General features: G+C 70.0%; 19 protein-coding genes. 10 read left to right on the top strand and 9 right to left on the bottom strand.

The genetic code is table 11. The features are described 5' to 3' along the window. Nucleotides 1–51 precede the first annotated feature (51 nt). The gene (locus BJY18_RS27340; protein ID WP_184782797.1) at nt 52–1,677 is read right to left on the bottom strand and encodes a thiamine pyrophosphate-binding protein; all 1,626 of its coding nucleotides are present in this window, start codon (nt 1,675–1,677) and stop codon (nt 52–54) included. Between the two features lie 2 nt (nt 1,678–1,679). Beyond that, entirely contained in the window at nt 1,680–2,480 is an 801-nt protein-coding gene (locus BJY18_RS27345; RefSeq protein ID WP_184782798.1) for a cyclase family protein, read from the bottom strand. 112 nt (nt 2,481–2,592) lie between these two features. Between BJY18_RS27345 and BJY18_RS27350 the strand changes: the two genes are divergently transcribed. The 3 genes from BJY18_RS27350 to BJY18_RS27360 are packed head-to-tail and all read left to right on the top strand — an operon-like array spanning nt 2,593 to nt 5,748. Then, nucleotides 2,593–3,156, top strand: a complete 564-nt coding sequence (locus BJY18_RS27350; protein WP_246458987.1) for a helix-turn-helix domain-containing protein — start codon at nt 2,593–2,595, stop codon at nt 3,154–3,156. 10 nt (nt 3,157–3,166) lie between these two features. Continuing rightward, nucleotides 3,167–4,309, top strand: coding sequence for an aminotransferase class V-fold PLP-dependent enzyme (locus BJY18_RS27355; protein ID WP_184782799.1), 1,143 nt, complete (start codon nt 3,167–3,169; stop codon nt 4,307–4,309). Nucleotides 4,310–4,317: 8 nt separating this feature from the next. Next, nucleotides 4,318–5,748: an amino acid permease gene (locus BJY18_RS27360; protein ID WP_184782800.1), complete on the top strand. Its 1,431-nt coding sequence runs from the start codon at nt 4,318–4,320 to the stop codon at nt 5,746–5,748. Here BJY18_RS27360 and BJY18_RS27365 read toward each other — a convergent pair. Genes BJY18_RS27365 through BJY18_RS27375 form a run of 3 tightly spaced genes read right to left on the bottom strand, consistent with a single transcriptional unit; the run spans nt 5,737 to nt 7,948 of the window. Continuing rightward, complete coding sequence (locus BJY18_RS27365; protein ID WP_184782801.1) at nt 5,737–6,561, bottom strand: MBL fold metallo-hydrolase; 825 nt, start codon at nt 6,559–6,561, stop codon at nt 5,737–5,739. The two genes, BJY18_RS27360 and BJY18_RS27365, sit on opposite strands and share 12 nt — an antisense overlap. After that, complete coding sequence (locus BJY18_RS27370; RefSeq protein WP_184782802.1) at nt 6,558–7,373, bottom strand: MBL fold metallo-hydrolase; 816 nt, start codon at nt 7,371–7,373, stop codon at nt 6,558–6,560. The genes BJY18_RS27365 and BJY18_RS27370 overlap by 4 nt, the downstream gene beginning before the upstream one ends. Further along, complete coding sequence (locus BJY18_RS27375; RefSeq protein WP_184782803.1) at nt 7,373–7,948, bottom strand: TetR/AcrR family transcriptional regulator; 576 nt, start codon at nt 7,946–7,948, stop codon at nt 7,373–7,375. The genes BJY18_RS27370 and BJY18_RS27375 overlap by 1 nt, the downstream gene beginning before the upstream one ends. An 86-nt stretch (nt 7,949–8,034) precedes the next feature. Here BJY18_RS27375 and BJY18_RS27380 point away from each other — a divergent pair, with 86 nt between their 5' ends. From BJY18_RS27380 to BJY18_RS27390, 3 genes are read left to right on the top strand one after another with little or no spacing between them, the layout of a single operon-like run. Further along, a complete protein-coding gene (locus BJY18_RS27380; RefSeq protein WP_184782804.1) occupies nt 8,035–8,940 on the top strand; it encodes an aldose 1-epimerase family protein in 906 nt (301 codons plus the stop codon). Further along, complete coding sequence (locus BJY18_RS27385; RefSeq protein ID WP_184784874.1) at nt 8,907–9,410, top strand: GNAT family N-acetyltransferase; 504 nt, start codon at nt 8,907–8,909, stop codon at nt 9,408–9,410. Before BJY18_RS27380 ends, BJY18_RS27385 begins: the two co-directional genes overlap by 34 nt. A gap of 20 nt (nt 9,411–9,430) precedes the next feature. Beyond that, a complete protein-coding gene (locus tag BJY18_RS27390; protein ID WP_184782805.1) occupies nt 9,431–10,651 on the top strand; it encodes an amidohydrolase in 1,221 nt (406 codons plus the stop codon). A gap of 10 nt (nt 10,652–10,661) precedes the next feature. Here BJY18_RS27390 and BJY18_RS27395 read toward each other — a convergent pair whose 3' ends face one another. Together BJY18_RS27395 and BJY18_RS27400 are read right to left on the bottom strand one after the other, a co-directional pair. Then, on the bottom strand, nt 10,662–11,240 hold the full coding sequence (locus BJY18_RS27395; protein ID WP_184782806.1) for a Uma2 family endonuclease: 579 nt from the start codon (nt 11,238–11,240) through the stop codon (nt 10,662–10,664). Between the two features lie 48 nt (nt 11,241–11,288). Then, nucleotides 11,289–12,434 (bottom strand): acyl-CoA dehydrogenase family protein, encoded by a 1,146-nt coding sequence (locus tag BJY18_RS27400; RefSeq protein ID WP_184782807.1) that lies wholly within the window; start codon nt 12,432–12,434, stop codon nt 11,289–11,291. A gap of 100 nt (nt 12,435–12,534) precedes the next feature. Between BJY18_RS27400 and BJY18_RS27405 the strand changes: the two genes are divergently transcribed. The 4 genes from BJY18_RS27405 (at nt 12,535) to BJY18_RS27420 (ending at nt 17,106) form a co-directional block, all read left to right on the top strand. Next, nucleotides 12,535–13,125, top strand: a complete 591-nt coding sequence (locus BJY18_RS27405) for a TetR/AcrR family transcriptional regulator (RefSeq protein ID WP_184782808.1) — start codon at nt 12,535–12,537, stop codon at nt 13,123–13,125. A gap of 62 nt (nt 13,126–13,187) precedes the next feature. After that, complete coding sequence (locus BJY18_RS27410; protein ID WP_184782809.1) at nt 13,188–14,129, top strand: carbohydrate kinase family protein; 942 nt, start codon at nt 13,188–13,190, stop codon at nt 14,127–14,129. A 227-nt stretch (nt 14,130–14,356) separates the two neighbouring features. Continuing rightward, nucleotides 14,357–15,673, top strand: a complete 1,317-nt coding sequence (locus BJY18_RS27415) for a citrate synthase (protein WP_184782810.1) — start codon at nt 14,357–14,359, stop codon at nt 15,671–15,673. Between the two features lie 62 nt (nt 15,674–15,735). After that, a complete protein-coding gene (locus tag BJY18_RS27420) occupies nt 15,736–17,106 on the top strand; it encodes a cryptochrome/photolyase family protein (RefSeq protein WP_184782811.1) in 1,371 nt (456 codons plus the stop codon). A 1-nt stretch (nt 17,107) separates the two neighbouring features. Here the strand turns inward: BJY18_RS27420 and BJY18_RS27425 are convergent, their stop codons facing one another. Together BJY18_RS27425 and BJY18_RS27430 are read right to left on the bottom strand one after the other, a co-directional pair. Then, nucleotides 17,108–18,355, bottom strand: coding sequence for a Dyp-type peroxidase (locus BJY18_RS27425; protein WP_312873974.1), 1,248 nt, complete (start codon nt 18,353–18,355; stop codon nt 17,108–17,110). Beyond that, on the bottom strand, nt 18,352–18,855 hold the full coding sequence (locus tag BJY18_RS27430; RefSeq protein ID WP_184782812.1) for a COG4315 family predicted lipoprotein: 504 nt from the start codon (nt 18,853–18,855) through the stop codon (nt 18,352–18,354). Before BJY18_RS27430 ends, BJY18_RS27425 begins: the two co-directional genes overlap by 4 nt. Between the last annotated feature and the right edge of the window lie 14 nt (nt 18,856–18,869).

The following is an 18,869-nucleotide window of genomic DNA, read 5'->3' on the forward strand; positions in this document are numbered from 1 at the left end:
GGCTGGACGTCGGCGGCGGTGGCGACCTGTCGGACGTGGTGCTCGCCCGGCTCAGTGCCGGGTCATCGCCGCCCGGTGCCACCAGGCGCTGAAGCCGGCGATTTTCGCGTCCACCACCAGCGGACGGGTGAGCCCGGCCGCGACCCGGTCGGCCACCTCCGTCAGGTCGGCTCGCGTGTGGACGGTCACCGCGTCGCAGCCGTAGCCGCGGGCGATCGCCGCCAGGTCGGTGTCGGGGAACGTGACCGTGTCCGCGGGATGGCCGTCGGGCTCGAAGAAGTACACCTCGGCGCCGTAGGCGTGATCGTTGTAGACCACGATCAGCATCGGCAGCTCGAGCCGCACGGCGGTCTCGAGTTCTGCGATGCCCATGAGGAATCCGCCGTCCCCGCACGCGGCGACCGGGAAACGGGCCGGCTGGGCCAGCGCCGCGCCGATCGTGGTCGCCAGGCCCAGCCCGATCGACTGGAACGCCTGGGTGAAGCAGAACCCGTTCTCGTCCGGCACGTCGAGGTACATGGTGGGAAAGCCCATGAAATTCCCCGAATCCACGCCGATCACCCGGTTGTCCGGAATGAACTCGTCCAGCGCGATCGACAGCGTGCGCGGGTCGATCACGTGCTCGGTGCCGGCGTCCTCGTACGGCTGGTCGCGCCAGTGCAGGCCGGTCACGGGCTGTGCGCGATAGCCCTTGCTGTGGTGGGCTTCGTCCACCAGTCGCCGTGTCACGGCCTGCGCGGTTTCGCCGACGTCGCCAAGGATGCCAAGGGACACCGGGCGGTGCCGCCCGATCGCGGCCGGCTCCAGATCGACCTGGACGAGTGTCGCCTCGCTGCCGAGCAGCTGTCCGTGCGCGGTCGTCCAGTCGTTCAGCGCCGAACCCCAGCCGACCACGAGATCGGCGCCGCGGATGAGTTCCGCCGCCGGCGGCGAGGAGAAGCCGCCGGACACTCCGATCGCCCACTGCTGACCGGCGAACAGTCCTTTCGCGACCGCTCCTTCGGCGAGCAACGCACCGCTGAGATCGGCCAGCTCCAGCAACGATTCCCGGGCTGACCGGGCGCCACGGCCACACAGGAAGACCGGCCGCTTCGCCTGCCGCAACGCCGAAGCAAGCGCGTCGACGTCCACCTCGGACGCGACCGGATACGGCAGCGGTTCGATCGGAGCCAGCCCGTCGAGGAGCTGCTCGTCGAACTGTTCCGCCTGAACGTCCAAGGGAAGTCGCAAGAGGACAGTGCGTCGTTCCCGGCGCGCCTGGGTGTAGGCGCGCCGCACGTCGGCGAGTGCGGTCCCCGCGGAGCGGACCAGCACACTGCTGGCGCCGACGGACCGGGCGAGGCCGTCCTGGTCGATGTGGAAGTTGGACAGTGGATCGGTGGCCTCGCCGGTCACCACCAGCAGCGGGGTACGGCTCTTGGCCGCCTCGCCGAGCCCGGTGGTCGCGTTGCCGAGCCCGCACCCCTGGTGCACCGACACGACCGCCACCTCACCACTGCACCGGGCGTAGGCGTCGGCCATCGTGGTGGCGCCGCCCTCGTGCCGGGCCGCGACGAACTCGACGCCGCCGCGGACGAGCCCGTTCGTGAAGTGGAAGTTCCCGCTCCCGACCACGCCGAAGGCCCGCCGCACGCCGAAGGCGCCCAGCGCCATCCCGACCGCCTGTGCCACGTCCACGGTCAGCTCTCCACAGTGGACGGTACGACGGCGAGGACCCGGGCCGGACTGCCGGTTCCGCCGACGATCGGCAGCGGGCAGACCACGACGAGCGCGCCCGTGGGTGGCAGCAGGGCGAGGTTCTGCAAGGAGGTGACGCCGTACTTGTCCGCGCCCAGCAGATGGTGGTGCGCGGGCATCGGCGGGTCGAGCGCGAACCCGTTGCCCGCGTCGATGCCGACGGTTTCCACGCCGTAGCCGGCGATCGGCGACTCCTCGGCGAGCCAGCGCGCTGCCTCGGCCGAAATGCCCGGGGTGTGACTCACCCCGTCGGTCGTGTTGAGGAAGGCCTCGCGGTCGTGGCCGTAGCGGTCCCAGCCGGAGCGCACCAGCAGCCAGCCGCCGGGACGCAGCGGGCCGTGCTCGCCCTCCCACGCGCGGATGTCCTCGACCTGCAGCAGGAAATCCGGGTCCTCGGTGACGCGCGCGGACACGTCGAGCACGTGTGCCGGGCCGATCAGCCGGGCGACCGGCACCGCCGCGGTGTCCGCGCCGTCGCGGTTGGAGATCCAGTGCCGCGGCGCGTCCAGGTGGGTACCGATGTGCTCACCGGTGTGAATGTTGTGGTGACGCCACAGTGGACCGGCGTCGTCGAACGCGCTGACCTCCTCGAGACTGAAATCGACGAGGTTCGCATACGGCTCGGGCAGCCGCAGGGTCGGCGTGTCGGCGCTGAGCCTGGTGGTGAGATCGACGATCCGCAGCCTGCCCTCGGCGAGCTGGGTCAGAAGCTGGTCGACCGCGGTTCCGGCGGCGGTGCTCATGGCTGCGTCCTCTCCATCGCGGGTTCATGACGGGCGTTGACAGAGCGATAGTCACTCTCTACAGTACCGTGTTCAGCCGTACTGATGGAAGACGCACGAGGACGGTTCGGCAATGACCATGGCGGAGGGTGAGGTCGGCGGTCTCGGCGACCGTATCCGCGCTTTGCGCATGGCGAAAGCGTTGTCGATCCGGGAGCTGGCGGCGCGGGCCGGGGTCTCCACCGGCCTGATCAGTCAGGTTGAACGCGGGCTCACCGATCCCAGTCTGCAGACCGCCAGGGTGCTCGCCAAAGCGCTGGAGACCCCGTTGTTCGACCTGTTCGCCGAACCGGAGAAGGCCGCGGTGGCCGTGGTGCGCAAAGACCGCAGGCTGAAGCAGCAGTCGCCGCACGGGGAGATCTCCTACGAGCGCGTGTCTCCCGGTTCCGGACGGCTCGAACTGCTCGAAGGGACCTTGCGCCCGGGTGGCGTGTCGTCCGGACGGTCGTGGACGCACCCGTCCGAGGAATGCGTCGTGGTGACCCGTGGAGTGCTCGTGGTCGAGGTCGACGGGGCCGAACACCGTCTGGCCGAGGGCGATTCGTGCTACTTCGACTCCCGGCTCCCGCACCGTTACCGCAACGACGGATCCGGCCCGGCCACCTTTCTCGTGGCCGTCACCCCGCCCAGCTACTGAACGGAGGATCGTGACCGACCATCCCAGCCCGGCCGAATTCCGGGGGCACTTCCCGGCTTTCGCCGACACGGTGCACCTGGCCAGCTGCAGTCAGGGCGCCCTTTCCGACGCGCTGACCGCCGAGCTTTCCGAGTTCCAGCACACCATCCGGGAGTACGGAGCGCCCTGGGACCGGTGGATGGCGAAGGTCGCCGAGGCACGCGAGGCGTTTGCCCGGCTGATCGGCGCGGGCCCGGACGACATCGCTGTGGTGCCGTCCGCGTCGGAAGGTGCTTACCAGGTCGCGTCCACCCAGTCCTGGAGCCGGCAGCCCGGACTGGTCACCACGGACCTGGAATTCCCTTCCATCGCCCATGTCTGGCTCGCGCAGCAGGACCGTGGCGCCGACGTCCGCTTCGCCGCGCACCACAATGGACTGGTCGACGTCGAGGACTACGCTGCCCTGATCGGCGAGGACACCCGGCTGGTGTCCGTCCCGTTGATCAGTTATGCCAACGGGTTGCGGTTCCCGGTGTCGGAGATCGCCGAGCTGGCACGCGAACGCGGCGCGCGGACGTTCGTCGACGCCTATCAGGGCCTCGGCGTCGAACCGGTCGACGTCACCCGGCTCGGCTGTGACTACCTGGTCAGCGGCAGCCTCAAGTACCTGCTGGGCATCTCCGGTATCGCGTTCCTGTACGTGCGGCCCGGACTGCGCGACGCGGTGCCGCCGCCGCTGACCGGCTGGTTCGGCCGGACGAACCCGTTCGAGTTCGACCCACGGCATCTCGACCACCCCGAACACGCTCGCCGGTTCGAGACCGGTACGCCCTCGATTCCTTCGGCGTACGGCGCGGTCGCGGGGCTCTCGTTGATCCACCAGCTCGACGCGGTGCGAGTCCGCGACCGCCTCCGCGCGCTGACCGGGCAGCTGCAGGAACGACTGCTCGAGGCCGGGGAACGGCTTCGGTCCCCGGTGGACGAAGCCCGGCGTGGCCCACTCGTCGCACTGGCCGACGACGACCCCGACGCGCTGGCGGCCTTCCTCGCCGAGCGGAGGATCGTGTGCAGCGCACGCGGTGACGTCCTGCGCATGTCGCTGCACTACTACAACGACGAGTCCGACCTGGATACCGTGGTCCGCGCGATCGCCGAGCACCGGTCGAGCCGGTAGGAGCAGCCATGCCCGAGTCCCCGTCCCCGCACCGGCTGCAGCGCAGGCTGCGCAGCAGGCAGCTGACCATGATCGGGATCGGCGGAGCCATCGGCACCGGCCTGTTCCTCGGTTCCAGCCTGGCCATCTCGCACGCCGGGCCCTCGGTGGTGCTCGCTTATGTCCTGTGTGGACTCGTCGCGCTGGTCATCTCGTGGGCGCTCGCGGAGATGGTGGTGGTGCACCCGGTCCCGGGCGCGTTCGGCGCGATCGCGCAGAAGTACCTCGGCGCGGGCAGCGGATTCGTCGTGCGCTGGGCCTACTGGGCGATGCAGGTGATCGCGATCGGCGGCGAGACCATCGCGGCCGGGGTCTACGTGCAGTACTGGTGGCCGCAGATCCCGTTGTGGCTGCCGGTCGCGGTGTTCTCGCTGCTGGTCGTCGTGGTCAACGCGGCCGCGGTGCACGTGTTCGGCGAGTTCGAATACTGGTTCTCGATGATCAAGGTGTGCGCGATCGCGGTGTTCGTAGTGCTCGGCCTGATTCTCGTGTTCTTCGGCCTGCCGCACGCGCCGGCGCCGGGGGTCGCGAATCTCACCGTGGGTGGCGGCTTCCTGCCCCACGGGGTGTCCGGTCTGCTGCTGGCGATGGTCTTCGTGCTGTTCAGCTACATCGGCACCGAACTGGTGTCGGTCACCGCAGCCGAATCGGAGGACCCGGCGCGGGACATTCCGCGCGCGTCGCGGGCGATGGTGCTGCGGCTGGCCGTGTTCTACGTCGCGGCGATGCTGGTGGTCGTGCTCGTGGTGCCGTGGACGGTGACCGGTGCGGGCGGCTCGATCAACGCGAGCCCGTTCGTGCGGGTCTTCGCCGCGGCCGGTGTGCCCGCCGCGGCGACGGTGATGAACTTCGTCGTGCTCACCGCGGCGCTCTCCAGCGCGAACGCGAACCTCTACCTGACCACGCGCATGCTGCATTCCCTTGCCGAGCACCGGCTCGCGCCGGCCTGGACGGGCAAGCTGACCCGCTCCGGGGTACCACGCAACGCGCTCGTCCTTTCCACCGCGGGGCTGATCATCGCGACGGTGCTGTCGAAGAACTCCGATTCCGACGCCTATCTGGTGATGTTCGGTATCTCGATCTTCGGCGCGATGGTGGTGTGGGGACTGCTCCTGATCACGCACCTGGCGTTCCGCATGCGGCGCCGCCGGGCCGGCCTGCCACCCTCGCCCGCCCGGCTGTGGGGCGCGCCGGTGGTCAACTACGTTGTTCTCGTTTTCCTCGCGGCGGTACTGGTTTCCACGTTCTGGGTCGAAGGACTCGATCCCGCGTGGAAGTTCGGTATCCCGTTCTTCGTCGTGCTGGTGGCCGCCTACGGGATACTGCGCCTGACCGGACGGAGCCGGCACGCGCGCGAAGCCGAACTGGAAGACTCCACTGTGGACGAGTCAGCGACGTAGTGCCTGCAGCTCCACCGGGCTGTGTGCGCTGAACACGGTCACCTCGTCGGTGTGGTCGCGGGCCACGGCGCGCAGCCGGGCGAGGTTCGCACGGCGGGCGCGGCCGTCCATCTGGTTGACGTTCGCGAACGCTCGCATTCCGGGCGGGCAGTGCGGTTGCACCGGGGCCACCTCGCCGTGGAAGAAGTACGCGTCGCCGGCGTGCAGGAGCCAGGCGTCTCCGGTGTCGATCGCCACACCGGCGTGGCCGTCGGTGTGCCCGCTCAGCGGGATCAGCAGGATCTCGGGTGGCAGCCCGCGCAACGGCCGGACCGCGTCGAAGCCGAACCAGTTCTCGCCGGTCTCCTCGTACGTGCTCCACAGTGGACTGTGCGCGAACTGGCCGGCTCGGTACCGGGTCTTCTCCGGGAAACTCTTGGGGTTCCCGGCGGCCCGGCGCTCCTCGGCACGGACGTGCACGGTCGCGTCCGGGAAATCGACGAGCCCGCCCGCATGGTCGACGTCCAGGTGCGTCATCACGATGTGCCGCACGTCGGCCGGATCGTGGCCCAGCGCGCGGATCTGCGCCACCGCGGATTCCTCGGCCGAAGGGCGCGCGCCCACCATCGCCACGAACGGCGCGCCGAGCCAGCCGCGCGGATCGGTGGCGCCGCGACTGCCGAATCCGGTGTCCACCAGCACGAGCGAATCGGCGGTTTCGACCAGCAGGCAGTGCGCCACGAGCGTACTGCGCCGGAGGTACCCGGGTTGGCCGTCGAGAAGCCGCCCGCCCGGCGGCCGCATCGTGCCGCAGTTCAGGTGGTGCACCTTCATGCCTTGCTCCTCTCGCTGAGCCGCGTGAATCCGGTCGGATCGTGGGAGGCGAACATGCTCACCTCGTCCGGATGGTCCCGGTGCAGTTCCCGCAGCCGCCGCTGGTTCTCCCGGCGCGGTCCGGGCAACGTCTGCATTCGCCGCTCGAACATAGCCAATACCGGCGGGCAGTGCGGTTCGGCGTCCATCTGCTCGTGGAAGAAGTAGGCGTCGCCGGCGTTGAGCAGCCAGCCGTTCCCGGTGTCGACGGCCACCCCGGCGTGCCCCGCGGTGTGCCCGGCGAGTGGGACCAGCGCGACGCCCGGCAGGCCGTCCAGCTCACGCACCGCGGAGAAGCCGAACCAGTCGTCCCCGGCGTCCGGATAGGACACCCACTGTGGACCGTGCCGGAACTGCACGTCGCGGTAACGCGGATTGCCCGTGCGGAAAGCGGCCAGCTCCGCGCCGTAGACGTGTACCCGGGCCTGCGGGAAATCCACCAGCCCGCCGGCGTGGTCGAGGTCGAGGTGGGTGACCGCGATGTCGCGGACGTCGGCAGGGTCGAAACCCAGCGTGCGGATCTGGGCCACCGCGGTTTCGGCGGCGTCCGTGGCCGGGTTGATCAGGCGGGCGAACCGCGTGCCCAGCCAGCCGGCCGGGTCGGCGACGGCGGGCGAGCCCATGCCCGTCTCGACGAGCGCGAGCCCGGTGCCGGTTTCCAGCAGCAGGCAGTGGCACACGAGGGTGGCGCGCCGGAACAGGCCCGGCCGGCCGTCCACCAGCCTGCCGCCGAGCGGATGCAGGGTGCCGCAGTTCAGATGGTGCACGCGCATCAGGAGAACTCCCGTTCGACGGTGGCACGCAGGTGCTCGGCTACGGCTCGCAGCGGCGCGACGTCGCGGCGGGTGCGGGCGAGCAGCAGAGCGCCTTCGATGGCGGAAATGACCACAGTCGCCAGTGACTGCGCACGGTCCTCGGACAGGCCGTGTCCGGCGAAATAGCCGGACAGGCCGTCGATCCAGCCGGAATAGCCTTCGTCGCAGGCTGTGCGGATCGGCTCGCTCTCGCCCGCTTCCAGCGCGACTGTCGCGATCGGACAGCCACCGCGGAAGCCGGACCCGGCCAGCGCCGCGGCGAGGACGTCGATGATCCGGTCGAGGCCGGTCGCCGGATCGGGCGCGGTGCCGGTGAGTTCGCGGAACTGTTCACCCAGCCGCTCCCCGGACAGCCGCACGGCCTCGGCGGCCAGCTGCTCCTTGCCGCCGGGGAAGTGGAAGTACAGCGAACCCTTCGGTGCCCTGCCCGCGGCGACGAGCTGGGTGAGTCCGGTGGCGTGGTAGCCCTGCGTGCAGAACAGTTCCGCGGCCGAATCGAGCATCCGGCGCCGGGTGTCGGTGCGGTGGACCATGCCCGCACCGTAGCCCAACTATGACGACCGGTCTAGTTAGTTCGACTGAGCGCGGCAAGGGGAGTCCGGCCGGTAATCTCTGGCCCATGGCGAACCCCACCGGAGAGCAGTTCGAGATCACCCGCGGCACCGCACGCGCCGTCGTCACCGAGATCGGTGCCGGACTGCGTGCCTTCGAGGTCGGCGGGGTGCCCTACGTCGAAACGTTCGCCGAGGACGAGAAGCCGCCGAAGGGACTCGGCCAGGTGTTGTTGCCGTGGCCGAACCGCACCAAGGGCGGCCAGTGGGAGTTCGAGGGTGAGACCCAGCAGCTGGAGATCACCGAGGAGGCGCGCGGCAACGCCATCCACGGGCTCACCCGGCACCTCGAATGGGAGCTGCTGGAGCACGCCGAAACCTCGATCACCCTCGCGGTCGACGTCGAGGTGCAGCCCGGCTGGCCGGTTCCGCTGCGCGCCACGATCACCTACGACCTGCAGCCGCGTGAGCTGGTGGTCACCCACGAGATCCGCAACGAGGGCGAGCAGTCGATCGGCGTCGGCGTGGGCACGCACCCGTACTTCCGGATCGGCGACGTGCCCACCGACGAGCTGACGCTGACCCTGCCGGCGTCGCGGGTGCGGCCGTACGAGGGCGAGGAGCAGATGCCCTACGCCGAGGAACAGGACGTGGCCGGTACCGAGTACGACTTCCGCCAGGGCAAGCCGCTCGTGCAAGCCGATCTGGACACCGCGTTCGGCGCGCTGGAACTCGACGCGGACGGCACGCACCACCACGTGCTCTCGCGTGGCGACCAGCAGCTGGTGGTCTGGACCGGGCCGGACTTCCGGTGGGTGCAGGTGTTCACGCCGGACGATCTGACCGGCCGTGGCCGCGCGGTCGCCATCGAGCCGATGACCTGCCCGGCGGACGCGCTGAACACCGGCACCGACCTGATCGAGCTGGAACCGGCGGCTTCCTGGTCGGGCAGCTGGGGAATCCGCGTCCGGTGACGCCCGAACAGCTGCCGGAAACCGCGGCGGGCGAGCTGCTCACCCTGCAGCGGGCCGCGTTCCTGGCCGAGGCGCGGGCGCACCACGACCTCGATCTGCCGCCGTTGCTGGAAACGCTGGAGCAGGTGCGTGCGGTGTTCGCCGATCCGGCGGTCACGGTGTGGGGCCTGCGGGACGGTTCGCGGATCGTGGCCGCCGTGCGGCTGCGGGTGCACGGCGACGCCGCGCAGATCGGCCGGCTCGCGGTGGCTCCGGACCGCCAGTGCGAGGGGCTGGGTACCGCGCTGCTGCTCGCGGCCGAGGCCGCCGCCCCGGCCGCGGTGCGCACATTCCGGCTCACCACCGGGGAGTTCTCGGCCGGCCCGCTGCGGTTGTACGCCCGGAACGGGTACCGCGAGACGCATCGGACGCCGGAGGGGGTGCACGAGCTCGTGCACTTGGAAAAGGTCCGGGTGCGCGCGCGGAGCTGAGTTCGTTAGCGTGTCGAACTATGGCTTACAAGGCGATTGTGGGGGGCTACGTCGTCCCCATCGGCTCGGCACCGATCGAGGGTGGCACCGTGCTGCTCGAGGACGGCCGGATTTCCCAGGTCGGCGCGGAGGCCGACGTCGAGGTGCCGGAGGACGCGGAACTGATCGACGCGTCCGGCAGCTGGGTGCTGCCCGGTTTCGTCGACGCGCACGCGCACCTCGGGGTGCACGAGGACGGCGAGGGCTGGTCGGGCAACGACACCAACGAGATGACCGACCCGAACGGCGCCCGGTTCCGCGCCGTCGACGGCATCGACCCGTACGAGTCCGGTTTCGACGACGCGCTGTCCGGCGGCGTGACGAGCGTGGTGATCAAGCCGGGCTCGGGCAACCCGATCGGCGGCCAGACCATCGGCGTGAAGACCTGGGGCCGCAGCATCCTGGACATGGTCTTCGCCGAACAGGTGAGCGTGAAGAGCGCGCTCGGCGAGAACCCGAAAAGGGTCTACGGCGAAAAGAAGACCACGCCCTCGACCAGGCTGGGGGTGGCCGCGATCCTGCGGGAGGCGTTCACCAAGGCCCGCAACTACCAGGCCAAGCGCGAGCACACCCTGGGCGAGGGCAAGCCGTTCGAGGTCGATCTGACCAACGAGACGCTGGTCAAGGTGCTCGACGGCGAGCTGTACTGGGACCAGCACGTGCACCGTGCGGACGACATGATCACCGCCATCCGGCTGGCCGAGGAGTTCGGCTACCGACTGGTGATCAACCACGGCACCGAAGGTCACCTGATCGCCGACCTGCTGGCCGAACGCGACGTCCCGGTGATCCTCGGACCGCTGTTCACCACGAAGTCGAAGGTGGAGCTGCGCCACCGCAGCCTGCGTTCGGCGGGCATCCTGGCCAGGGCCGGGGTGAAGATCGCGATCACCACCGACCATCCGGTGGTCCCGATCAACTTCCTGGTCTACCAGGCGGCGCTCGCGGTCAAGGACGGGCTGGACCCGGAGACCGCGCTGAAGGCACTGACCGTGCACCCGGCGCAGATGCTCGGCCTGGACGACCGGATCGGCTCGCTGGCCCCGGGCCTGGACGCCGACGTGGTGGTGTGGTCGGGCGACCCGCTGGACGTGATGAACCGCGCGATGCGCGTCTTCGTCCGCGGCCGTGAGGTGTACCGGTTCGACGAGGCGACCGGCGAGGGCGTGGCGGCCGACCGGCGCTACCGCGAGGCACGCTGAGCCCGCGCAGTCAGTCGAGGAGCGCGGGGAGGTCGATCTCGCACCGGAACGGCTCGGCGGTCGCGAAGGTCCCGGTGACCGCCGGGGCGTCCCGGTAACCGAGTTCCCCCGCCTGGTGGCAGGCGACCAGGGAGATCGGCTCGTCGAGGTCGAGGATCCAGTAGAACGGGATCCCGGCGTCGGCGTACTCACGGTGTTTCGCGACGTGGTCGGTCCGTTTCGAACCGGCGGAGACGACCTCGATCACGAGCGGGACCTCGTCCGCGCGCAGGACCGGTGCTTCGCCGTCCACGCTCCGCGCCGGTGATCTCGTGGTGACAAGGAGATCCGGCCGCCGGCAGAACCCCGGCGCGCCGTCCGGGGCGAGGCGCAGGTCGAGGTCGAGGCCGAGCAGCACTGCATGGCCTGCTGGTAGCTGCCCCTTCAGCTGGAGGGCAAGCTGAACAGCCGCGTGGTTGTGCCACGCGCCGGGCGTGGGCGAGAAGACCAGGCGGCCTTCCACGAGCTCCGTGTAGCCGGGCTCGACCTCCCCGAGCGCGAGGTACTCCGTGATCGAGAGCAAGCGGTGCGGAAGTGTGCTGACATCCATGGTGGCCACGCTAAGCGATGGGTACGACACTTTCCGCAGCCAGAGAGGTCAAGCCTCCTTCAGTGCCCGGGCGATGACCATCCGCTGGATCTGGTTCGTGCCCTCGAAGATCTGCGGCACCTTCGCCTCCCGGAAGTACCGTTCGACCGGGAAGTCCCTCGTGTAGCCGGCTCCGCCGAGGATCTGGACCGCGTCCGTGGTCACCTTCATCGCGCCGTCGGTGGCCACGAGTTTCGCGATCGACGACTGGCGCTGGAAGTCGCGGCCGCGGTCGCGGCGGCGGGCGGCGTCGAGGTAGGTCGCGCGGGCCGATTCGACCGTGGCGGCCATGTCCGCGAGCAGGAATTCCATGCCCTGGAAGTCGATGATCGGACGGCCGAACTGGCTGCGGCCCTTCGCGTACTCCACCGCCTCGTCCAGCGCCGCCTGTGCCAGCCCGACCGCGCACGCGGCGATCCCGAGCCGGCCGGAGCTCAGCGACGACAGTGCGATCCTCAGCCCCGCGCCCTCGTCGCCGATCAGCCGTTCCACCGGCACCCGCGCGTCCTCGAACAGCAGCTGCGCGGTCGGTGAGCCGGTGAGCCCCATCTTCCGTTCGCGGGGCGCGGCCGAGAGGCCGGGAGTCGACGAATCGGCGAGGAGACACGAAATGCCGTGACCGCCGTCGTCGCTGGTACGCACCATCGTGGTGTAGAAGTCCGCGACGCCCGCGTGCGTGATCCACGCCTTAGTGCCGTTGACGACGTAGCTGTCCCCGTCGCGCCGCGCGCGGGTGGACAGCGCGGCCGCGTCGGAGCCCGCCTGGCTTTCCGACAGTGCGTACGCGCCCAGAAGCTCACCGCCCAGCATGTCGGGCAGCCAGCGGTCGCGCTGTTCGCGCGTGCCGTACTCGGCCAGCGCGTAGCACGACATCGTGTGCACGGACAGCCCCACGCCGACGCTCATCCACGCGGCCGCGATCTCCTCCAGCGCCTGCAGGTAGACCTCGTACGGCTGACCGCCGCCGTCCCAGCGCTCCGGATACGGCAGGCCCAGCAGCCCGGACTTGCCCATCAGGGTGAACAGGTCCCGCGGGAAGCGCTCGGCCTCCTCGTCCGCCGACGCGCGCGGCTTCAGCTCCTCGTGGGCGATTTCCGTGACGAGCTTGAGCAGGTCTTCCGCCTCCGACGTGGGCAGCAGCCGTTCCACCGGCATGGGATCCTCCAGCTGGAGTACTCAAAACAGTACTGAGGGCTGTTCTACAGTACCGCACCGGGAGCGGCGGCGTCCTCGAGATATAGGAGATAGTGACCAGATGTCCGCACCTGAAGTCCGCCGCCGGCCCACCGCGCGGCAGCGGGCGCTGCTGGCCGAGCTCGAGACCCTGTTCCTGGCAGAGGGGTTCGCGGCCTTCACCCTGGACGACCTCGCTGCCCGCCTCCGCTGCTCCAAGTCGACCCTGTACGCCCTCGCGCCGAGCAAGGAGCAGCTGGCGGTGAAGGTCGTCGCGCACTACTTCCGCGGGGCCGCGGAGCGCATCGAGGGACGGATCGCGGGGATCTCCGACGCTCGCGAGCTGATCGGCCAGTACCTCGCCGGCGTGGCCGAGCACCTGAACCGGGCTTCCGCGGTGTTCATGACCGACATCGCCGAGTTCGCGCCCGCTCGCGACACCTATCAGCTCAACAGTCGGGTCGCCGCGCGCCGGATCCGGGCGTTCATCGACAAGGGCGTGGCCGACGGGGTGTTCCGGGACGTGCACGCCCGGCTCGTCGCGGAGATGACCGGGCTGATCGTGGAGGGCATCCAGACCGGCGTACTCGCGCGGCGCATCGACGTGTCCGACGCCGAGGCCTTCACCGCGCTGGGCGAACTGCTGCTGGGCGGACTGACCAAGCAGGACTGACGTTCGGCCACCGCGTCTTCGTGGACAGGCTTTGTCATCCGTACGTCCTCTACACTCGCGCCGTGATCGTGGTGGGTGGAGAGGCGCTGGTCGACCTCGTACCGGGTGAACCGTTGGATTCCACTGTGGACGGTGGGTTGCGCGCACTGCTGCCCCGGCTCGGTGGCGGACCGTACAACGTCGCTTTGGCGACCGCGCGGCTCGGCGTGCCCGCGTCGTTCCTGTCGCGGGTGTCCACCGACCGGTTCGGCGGTGCGCTCGTGGACCGGCTCGCCGCGTCCGGCGTGGGCACTTCGCTGCTGCAGCGTGGTGAGGAGCCGACCACGCTCGCCGTGGTGGCGCTCGACGAACGTGGTGGCGCGCACTACACATTCTACGTCGAGGGCACCGCCGACCGGCTGTTCGCCGACCCGGGCCCGCTGCCGGCGGAGACCACCGCGCTCTCGCTCGGCACGCTCGGCATGGTGCTGGAACCGGGCGCGAGTGCGTACGAGGCGATGCTGCGCAGGGAGTCGGCACGCGGCACGCTGACCGCGCTCGATCCGAACATCCGGGAAGCACTCATCTCGGATCCGGCTGCCTACCGGGCACGGTTCGCGTCGTGGCTGCCCGATGTCCGGTTGCTGAAGATCTCCGACGACGACGCTGCGTGGCTGGCCGAGGGTGCTGATCCGGTGGTGGCCGCGCATGGCTGGGTGGAGTCCGGTGTGGACGCCGTGGTGCTGACCCGTGGCGCCGAGGGGCTGTCCGTGATCACCGCCGCGGGTGAGCTGGCCCACGTTCCGTCCCGTGCGGTGGCCGTAGTGGACACGATCGGCGCGGGCGACACCGTGCAGGGTGCCCTGCTCGCCTGGTTGCACCACCACGAGGTCACCGAGCCGGCCGCGCTCGGCGCCGAGCAGTGGCGGGAAGCGCTCGCCTACGCGGCGAAAGCGGCGTCGATCACCGTCTCGCGCAGCGGTGCGGAGCCGCCGACCGCGGCGGACATGGCGGCCAGTGTGTGAACCACTGGGTGAGCCTGTGCGTGAACCCGTGTGTGAACCTGGTCCCAAAGGGGCCGTCGGGGGCAACGCATCGAGTGCGCACCGGCCCACCTTTCGACTAGCGTAGTGGTGAATTCATTCCCAGCGGGGCGGTGTGCAGCGAGGCGCGTGTTTCCTCGCGTGAACACGTGGCTACCTGCGGAACCCGCAGGCGCCGCCGGCCCGTGCCCAACGTGAGAGGGACCTGCATGTCCGACGCGACGAATGCGGGGCAGTCCGGCGGCGAAACCGCGACGCTGCGCCTGCCGAACGGCGAGCACGAATTCAAGGTCGTCCATCCGGTGGAAGGTGCGCCGGGGATCGAACTGGGCAAGCTGCTGGCCTCGACCGGGTACATCACCTACGACCCCGGGTTCGTCAACACGGGTGCCGCGTCCTCGGCCATCACCTACATCGACGGCGACGCGGGCATCCTGCGCTACCGCGGCTACCCGATCGAGCAGCTGGCCGAGAAGTCCACCTTCATCGAGGTGTCCTACCTGCTGATCTACGGTGAGCTGCCGACCGAGACCCAGCTCGCCGACTTCAGCGAGCGGATCCAGCGCCACACGCTGCTGCACGAGGACCTGAAGGCGTTCTTCTCCGGGTTCCCGCGCGACGCGCATCCGATGCCGGTGCTCTCCAGCGCCGTCTCCGCGCTGTCGACCTTCTACCAGGACTCGCTGAACCCGTTCGACGAACCGAACGTGGAGCTGTCCACCATCCGGCTGCTGGCGAAGGTGCCGACGCTGGCCGCGTACGCCTACAAGAAGTCCGTGGGCCAGCCGCTGCTGTACCCGGACAACTCGCTCGGCCTGGTGGAGAACTTCCTGCGGATGACCTTCGGGTTCCCTGCCGAGCCCTACGAGGTCGACCCGGAGGTCGCCAAGGCGCTGGACCTGCTGTTCATCCTGCACGCCGACCACGAGCAGAACTGCTCCACCTCGACCGTGCGGCTGGTCGGCTCGTCCGAGGCGAACCTGTTCTCGAGCGTGTCCGCCGGGATCAACGCGCTGTTCGGCCCGCTGCACGGCGGGGCCAACGCGGCGGTGCTGGACATGCTCGAGGGCATCCGCGACGAGGGCGGCGACGTGGCGTCGTTCGTCAACCGCGTGAAGAACAAGGAAAAAGGTGTCAAGCTCATGGGCTTCGGGCACCGGGTCTACAAGAACTACGACCCGCGCGCGAAGATCATCAAGAACACCGCGGACGAGATCCTCGGCAAGATCGCCGGTGGCGACCAGCTGCTCGACATCGCCAAGAAGCTCGAGGAGACCGCGCTGTCCGACGACTACTTCGTCGAGCGCAAGCTGTACCCGAACGTGGACTTCTACACCGGCCTGATCTACCGGGCGCTCGGGTTCCCGACGAAGTTCTTCACCGTGCTGTTCGCGCTCGGCCGGCTGCCCGGCTGGATCGCGCACTGGCGGGAGATGATCAACGACCCGCAGACCAAGATCGGCCGTCCGCGCCAGATCTACACCGGGCACGCCTCGCGCGACTACCAGCCGATTTCGCAGCGCTGAGCGAGCTTTTCCCGATCGCCCCGTCGTGCTCGTGCACGGCGGGGCGATTATCGTTGCCGGGCATGACGATGGAAGCGCCCGCGGTGCTGTGGTTCCGCCGCGATCTGCGGCTGGCCGACCACGCCGCCCTGCTGACCGCGGCCGGGCACAGCAAGCACCTGCTGGCGTTGTACGTCCTGGACGAGCGGCTGCTGCAGCCCGCGGGGACGCCGCGGACGGCTTTCCTGCTGGACTCGTTGCGTGCGCTGGACGCCGCGCTCGGGGGCAGGCTGCTGGTGCGCCGTGGTGATCCGGTTCGCGAGGTCGTGGCGGCGGCAAGGGAAATCGGCGCGTCCGCGGTGCACGTCACCGCCGATCTCGGCCCGTATGGCCGCCGTCGCGATGAGGCAGTGGCGAAAGCCTTGGCGGAGCACCGTATCGAGTGGGTGGCGACCGGGTCGCCGTACGCCGTCACGCCGGGCCGGGTCACGAAACCCGACGGCAGCCCCTACCGCGTGTTCACTCCGTTCCGCCGGGCTTGGGACCGGCACGGCTGGCCGCGACCGGCGGACACGTCCGCGTCCACAGTGGACTGGGTGCCGCCGCGGAAGTCGGGGGGAATACCGGAATCGCCCGCGCTGGGCGGAATGCGGCAGCCCGCGGCCGGGGAGGCGGCCGCGCTGGAGGTGTGGCAGGAGTTCCTCGACGACGGAATCGCGCACTATGCCGAGGAACGGGACCGTCCCGATCACGAGGGCACCACCCGGATGTCGGCCTACCTGCGGTGGGGGAACATTCACCCGCGCACGATGCTGGCCGATCTGGCCGGCGATTCGTCCGAGGGTGCGCAGGCGCTGCGCGGGGAGCTGTGCTGGCGTGAGTTCCACGCCGATGTGCTCTGGCATCGCCCGGAAACCGCGAGGGAGAACTACGATCGCCGCTTCGACCGGATGCGCCACGACACCGGAGCACCGGCGCGGGAGGCGTTCGAACTGTGGTGTGCCGGGCGCACCGGGTTCCCGATCGTCGACGCCGGTATGCGGCAGCTGCTGGCCGAGGGCTGGATGCACAACCGGGTCCGGATGGTCGTGGCGAGTTTCCTGGTGAAGGACCTGCATTTGCCGTGGTGGTGGGGTGCCCGGCACTTCATGCGCCACCTGGTGGACGGCGACCTGGCGTCGAACCAGCTGAACTGGCAGTGGGTCGCCGGCAGCGGGACGGACGCCGCGCCGTACTTCCGGATCTTCAATCCCACCACCCAGGGGCAGAAGTTCGATCCGCAGGGAGACTACGTGCGACGCTACGTACCGGAGCTGCGTGGTGTCGCGGGAAAAGCAGTGCATGTGCTGAAAGAGCGACCGGAGGGTTACCCCGTTCCGATGGTCGAGCACGCCGAGGAGCGTCAGGTGGCGTTGCAGCGGTACGGATCGATCACCGGCAACAGTCCACAGTAGATCAGGACAGCAGCGCCCTGCCGTACCAGTCATCGGGCCCGGTGATGCCGGGGAGCATGGCGAACAGCGCGCTCCCGGTGGTGCGGGTGAAGGCGTTCAGCGCGTCGTGCTGGGCGAGTCGGTGCTGGACGGGGACGAAACTCGTGGTCGGATCCTTGACGTAGGCCAGGAAGAGCAGGCCCTCGTCGCTCGTGCCGTCGGGTAGGATGCCGGCCCGATAGGAGAAACCGCGCCGGTGCATCTCCTCGCCCGGGTTCGGGTGCGACAGCCGGACGTGGCTGTCGGCGGGGATCACCGGGGAACCGTCGGGACGGCGCGCGTCGAGGTCGACCGGATCGGTTTCGAGCTTCGAGCCGAGCGGGGCGCCGCTGTGCTTGTGCCTGCCGATGACCTTCTCCTGGTGGTCGAGCGGGGTCTTCTCCCAGTCGTCGAGCAGCATCCGGATGCGGCGGACCACGAGGTAGCTGCCGCCGGTCAGCCAGCCGGGGTCGGTGGCGTCGACCCAGACCGGGCCGCTGCGGGCCCGTTCGCTGGTGCTCACGTTGTTCGTGCCGTCGACCTGGCCCATGAGGTTGCGGGTGGTGCGGCCGTCGCGGCGGGCCGCCGCGCCCTGGAAGCCCGCCTGCTGCCAGCGCGGTCGCACCGTGGCCCCGGCGGCCTTGCGCAGTGCCCGGTCCGCGCCCGCGAGTACCAGCGGATCGTCGGCGCACAGCTGGACGACGAGGTCGCCTCCGCTGAACCGCTCTTCGAGCTCGTCACCGGCGAAGGCGGGCAGCTCGGCCAGCGGTCCCGGCCGGGCGATGCCGAGCCGGTCGAGCAGCGCGCCGCCGATCCCCACGGTGACCGTGAGCGCGGCCGGATCGCCGTCGACGCTGATGGTGGGGTCCTGCTCGACGAGCTTGCCCGCGGTCAGCGAACGTGCGGTGGTGGTCCAGGCCTTGAGGGTCGCGGTGAGCTGTGCCCGGGTGACGGTGCCCGGGACGTCGTAGGCGTTCAGGAGCAGATGTCCCTGCGTGGGTGTCGCGATACCGGCCTGGTGGATGCCGTGGAACGGCACCGGGCCGGGCAGGGTGGGCGAGTCGGCAACCGGCGCCGGGGAGGCGGCGCCGGCCGGGCTGAGGACCGCGGCCGCGCCGCCGGCACCGACGGCGCCGATGGCGACCGCGGAGCCGGTCCAGGCGAACAACCGGCGCCGGCTCACCGTGGTGGGGGCGTTCGTCGCGCGGGGTTGCTTGGTGGAGGCGTTCACGACGCGTGGTTTCCTTCCTTGGTGACCGCCCACCAGAGGCCGCCGTTCTGGTCCTTCTCGTGGCCGCCGGCCTCGCCGGGGTTGTCCGAGCTGTAGCGATAGAGCGGAAGTCCCTGGTAGGTGACGACCTGCGCGCCGTTCTCCGCTTCGGTGTGCCCGACGAGCTTCGCGTCGACGCCGTCGCCGAGTTCGGGGGTTTCCTGGCCGGCGGGCAGCGTCAGCGGCGGCCACTTCGTGGCGCATCCGCCGGTGCAGGTGACCACGCCGGGTTCGTCGGTTTCGAAGTAGTAGAGCGCCCGGCCGGCCTGGTCGACCAGGACGGGGCCGACGGCGTCGATCTGCTGGACGGCCAGCGCCGCGGTTCCGTTGTCGACGGGTGGTCCGTCCGCGCTCGTCACGGCGACCGTGATGCCCACGGCGGCGGCCACCACCACTGCCGCGCCGGCGATGAGCGTGACGCGCTTGCGGCTGCCGCGTCGGGTGTTCTCGGTGCTGTTCATGTCTTTCTCCATGG

Origin of the sequence: Amycolatopsis jiangsuensis, from assembly GCF_014204865.1 — a bacterium.
Taxonomy (GTDB): Bacteria; Actinomycetota; Actinomycetes; order Mycobacteriales; family Pseudonocardiaceae; genus Amycolatopsis; species Amycolatopsis jiangsuensis.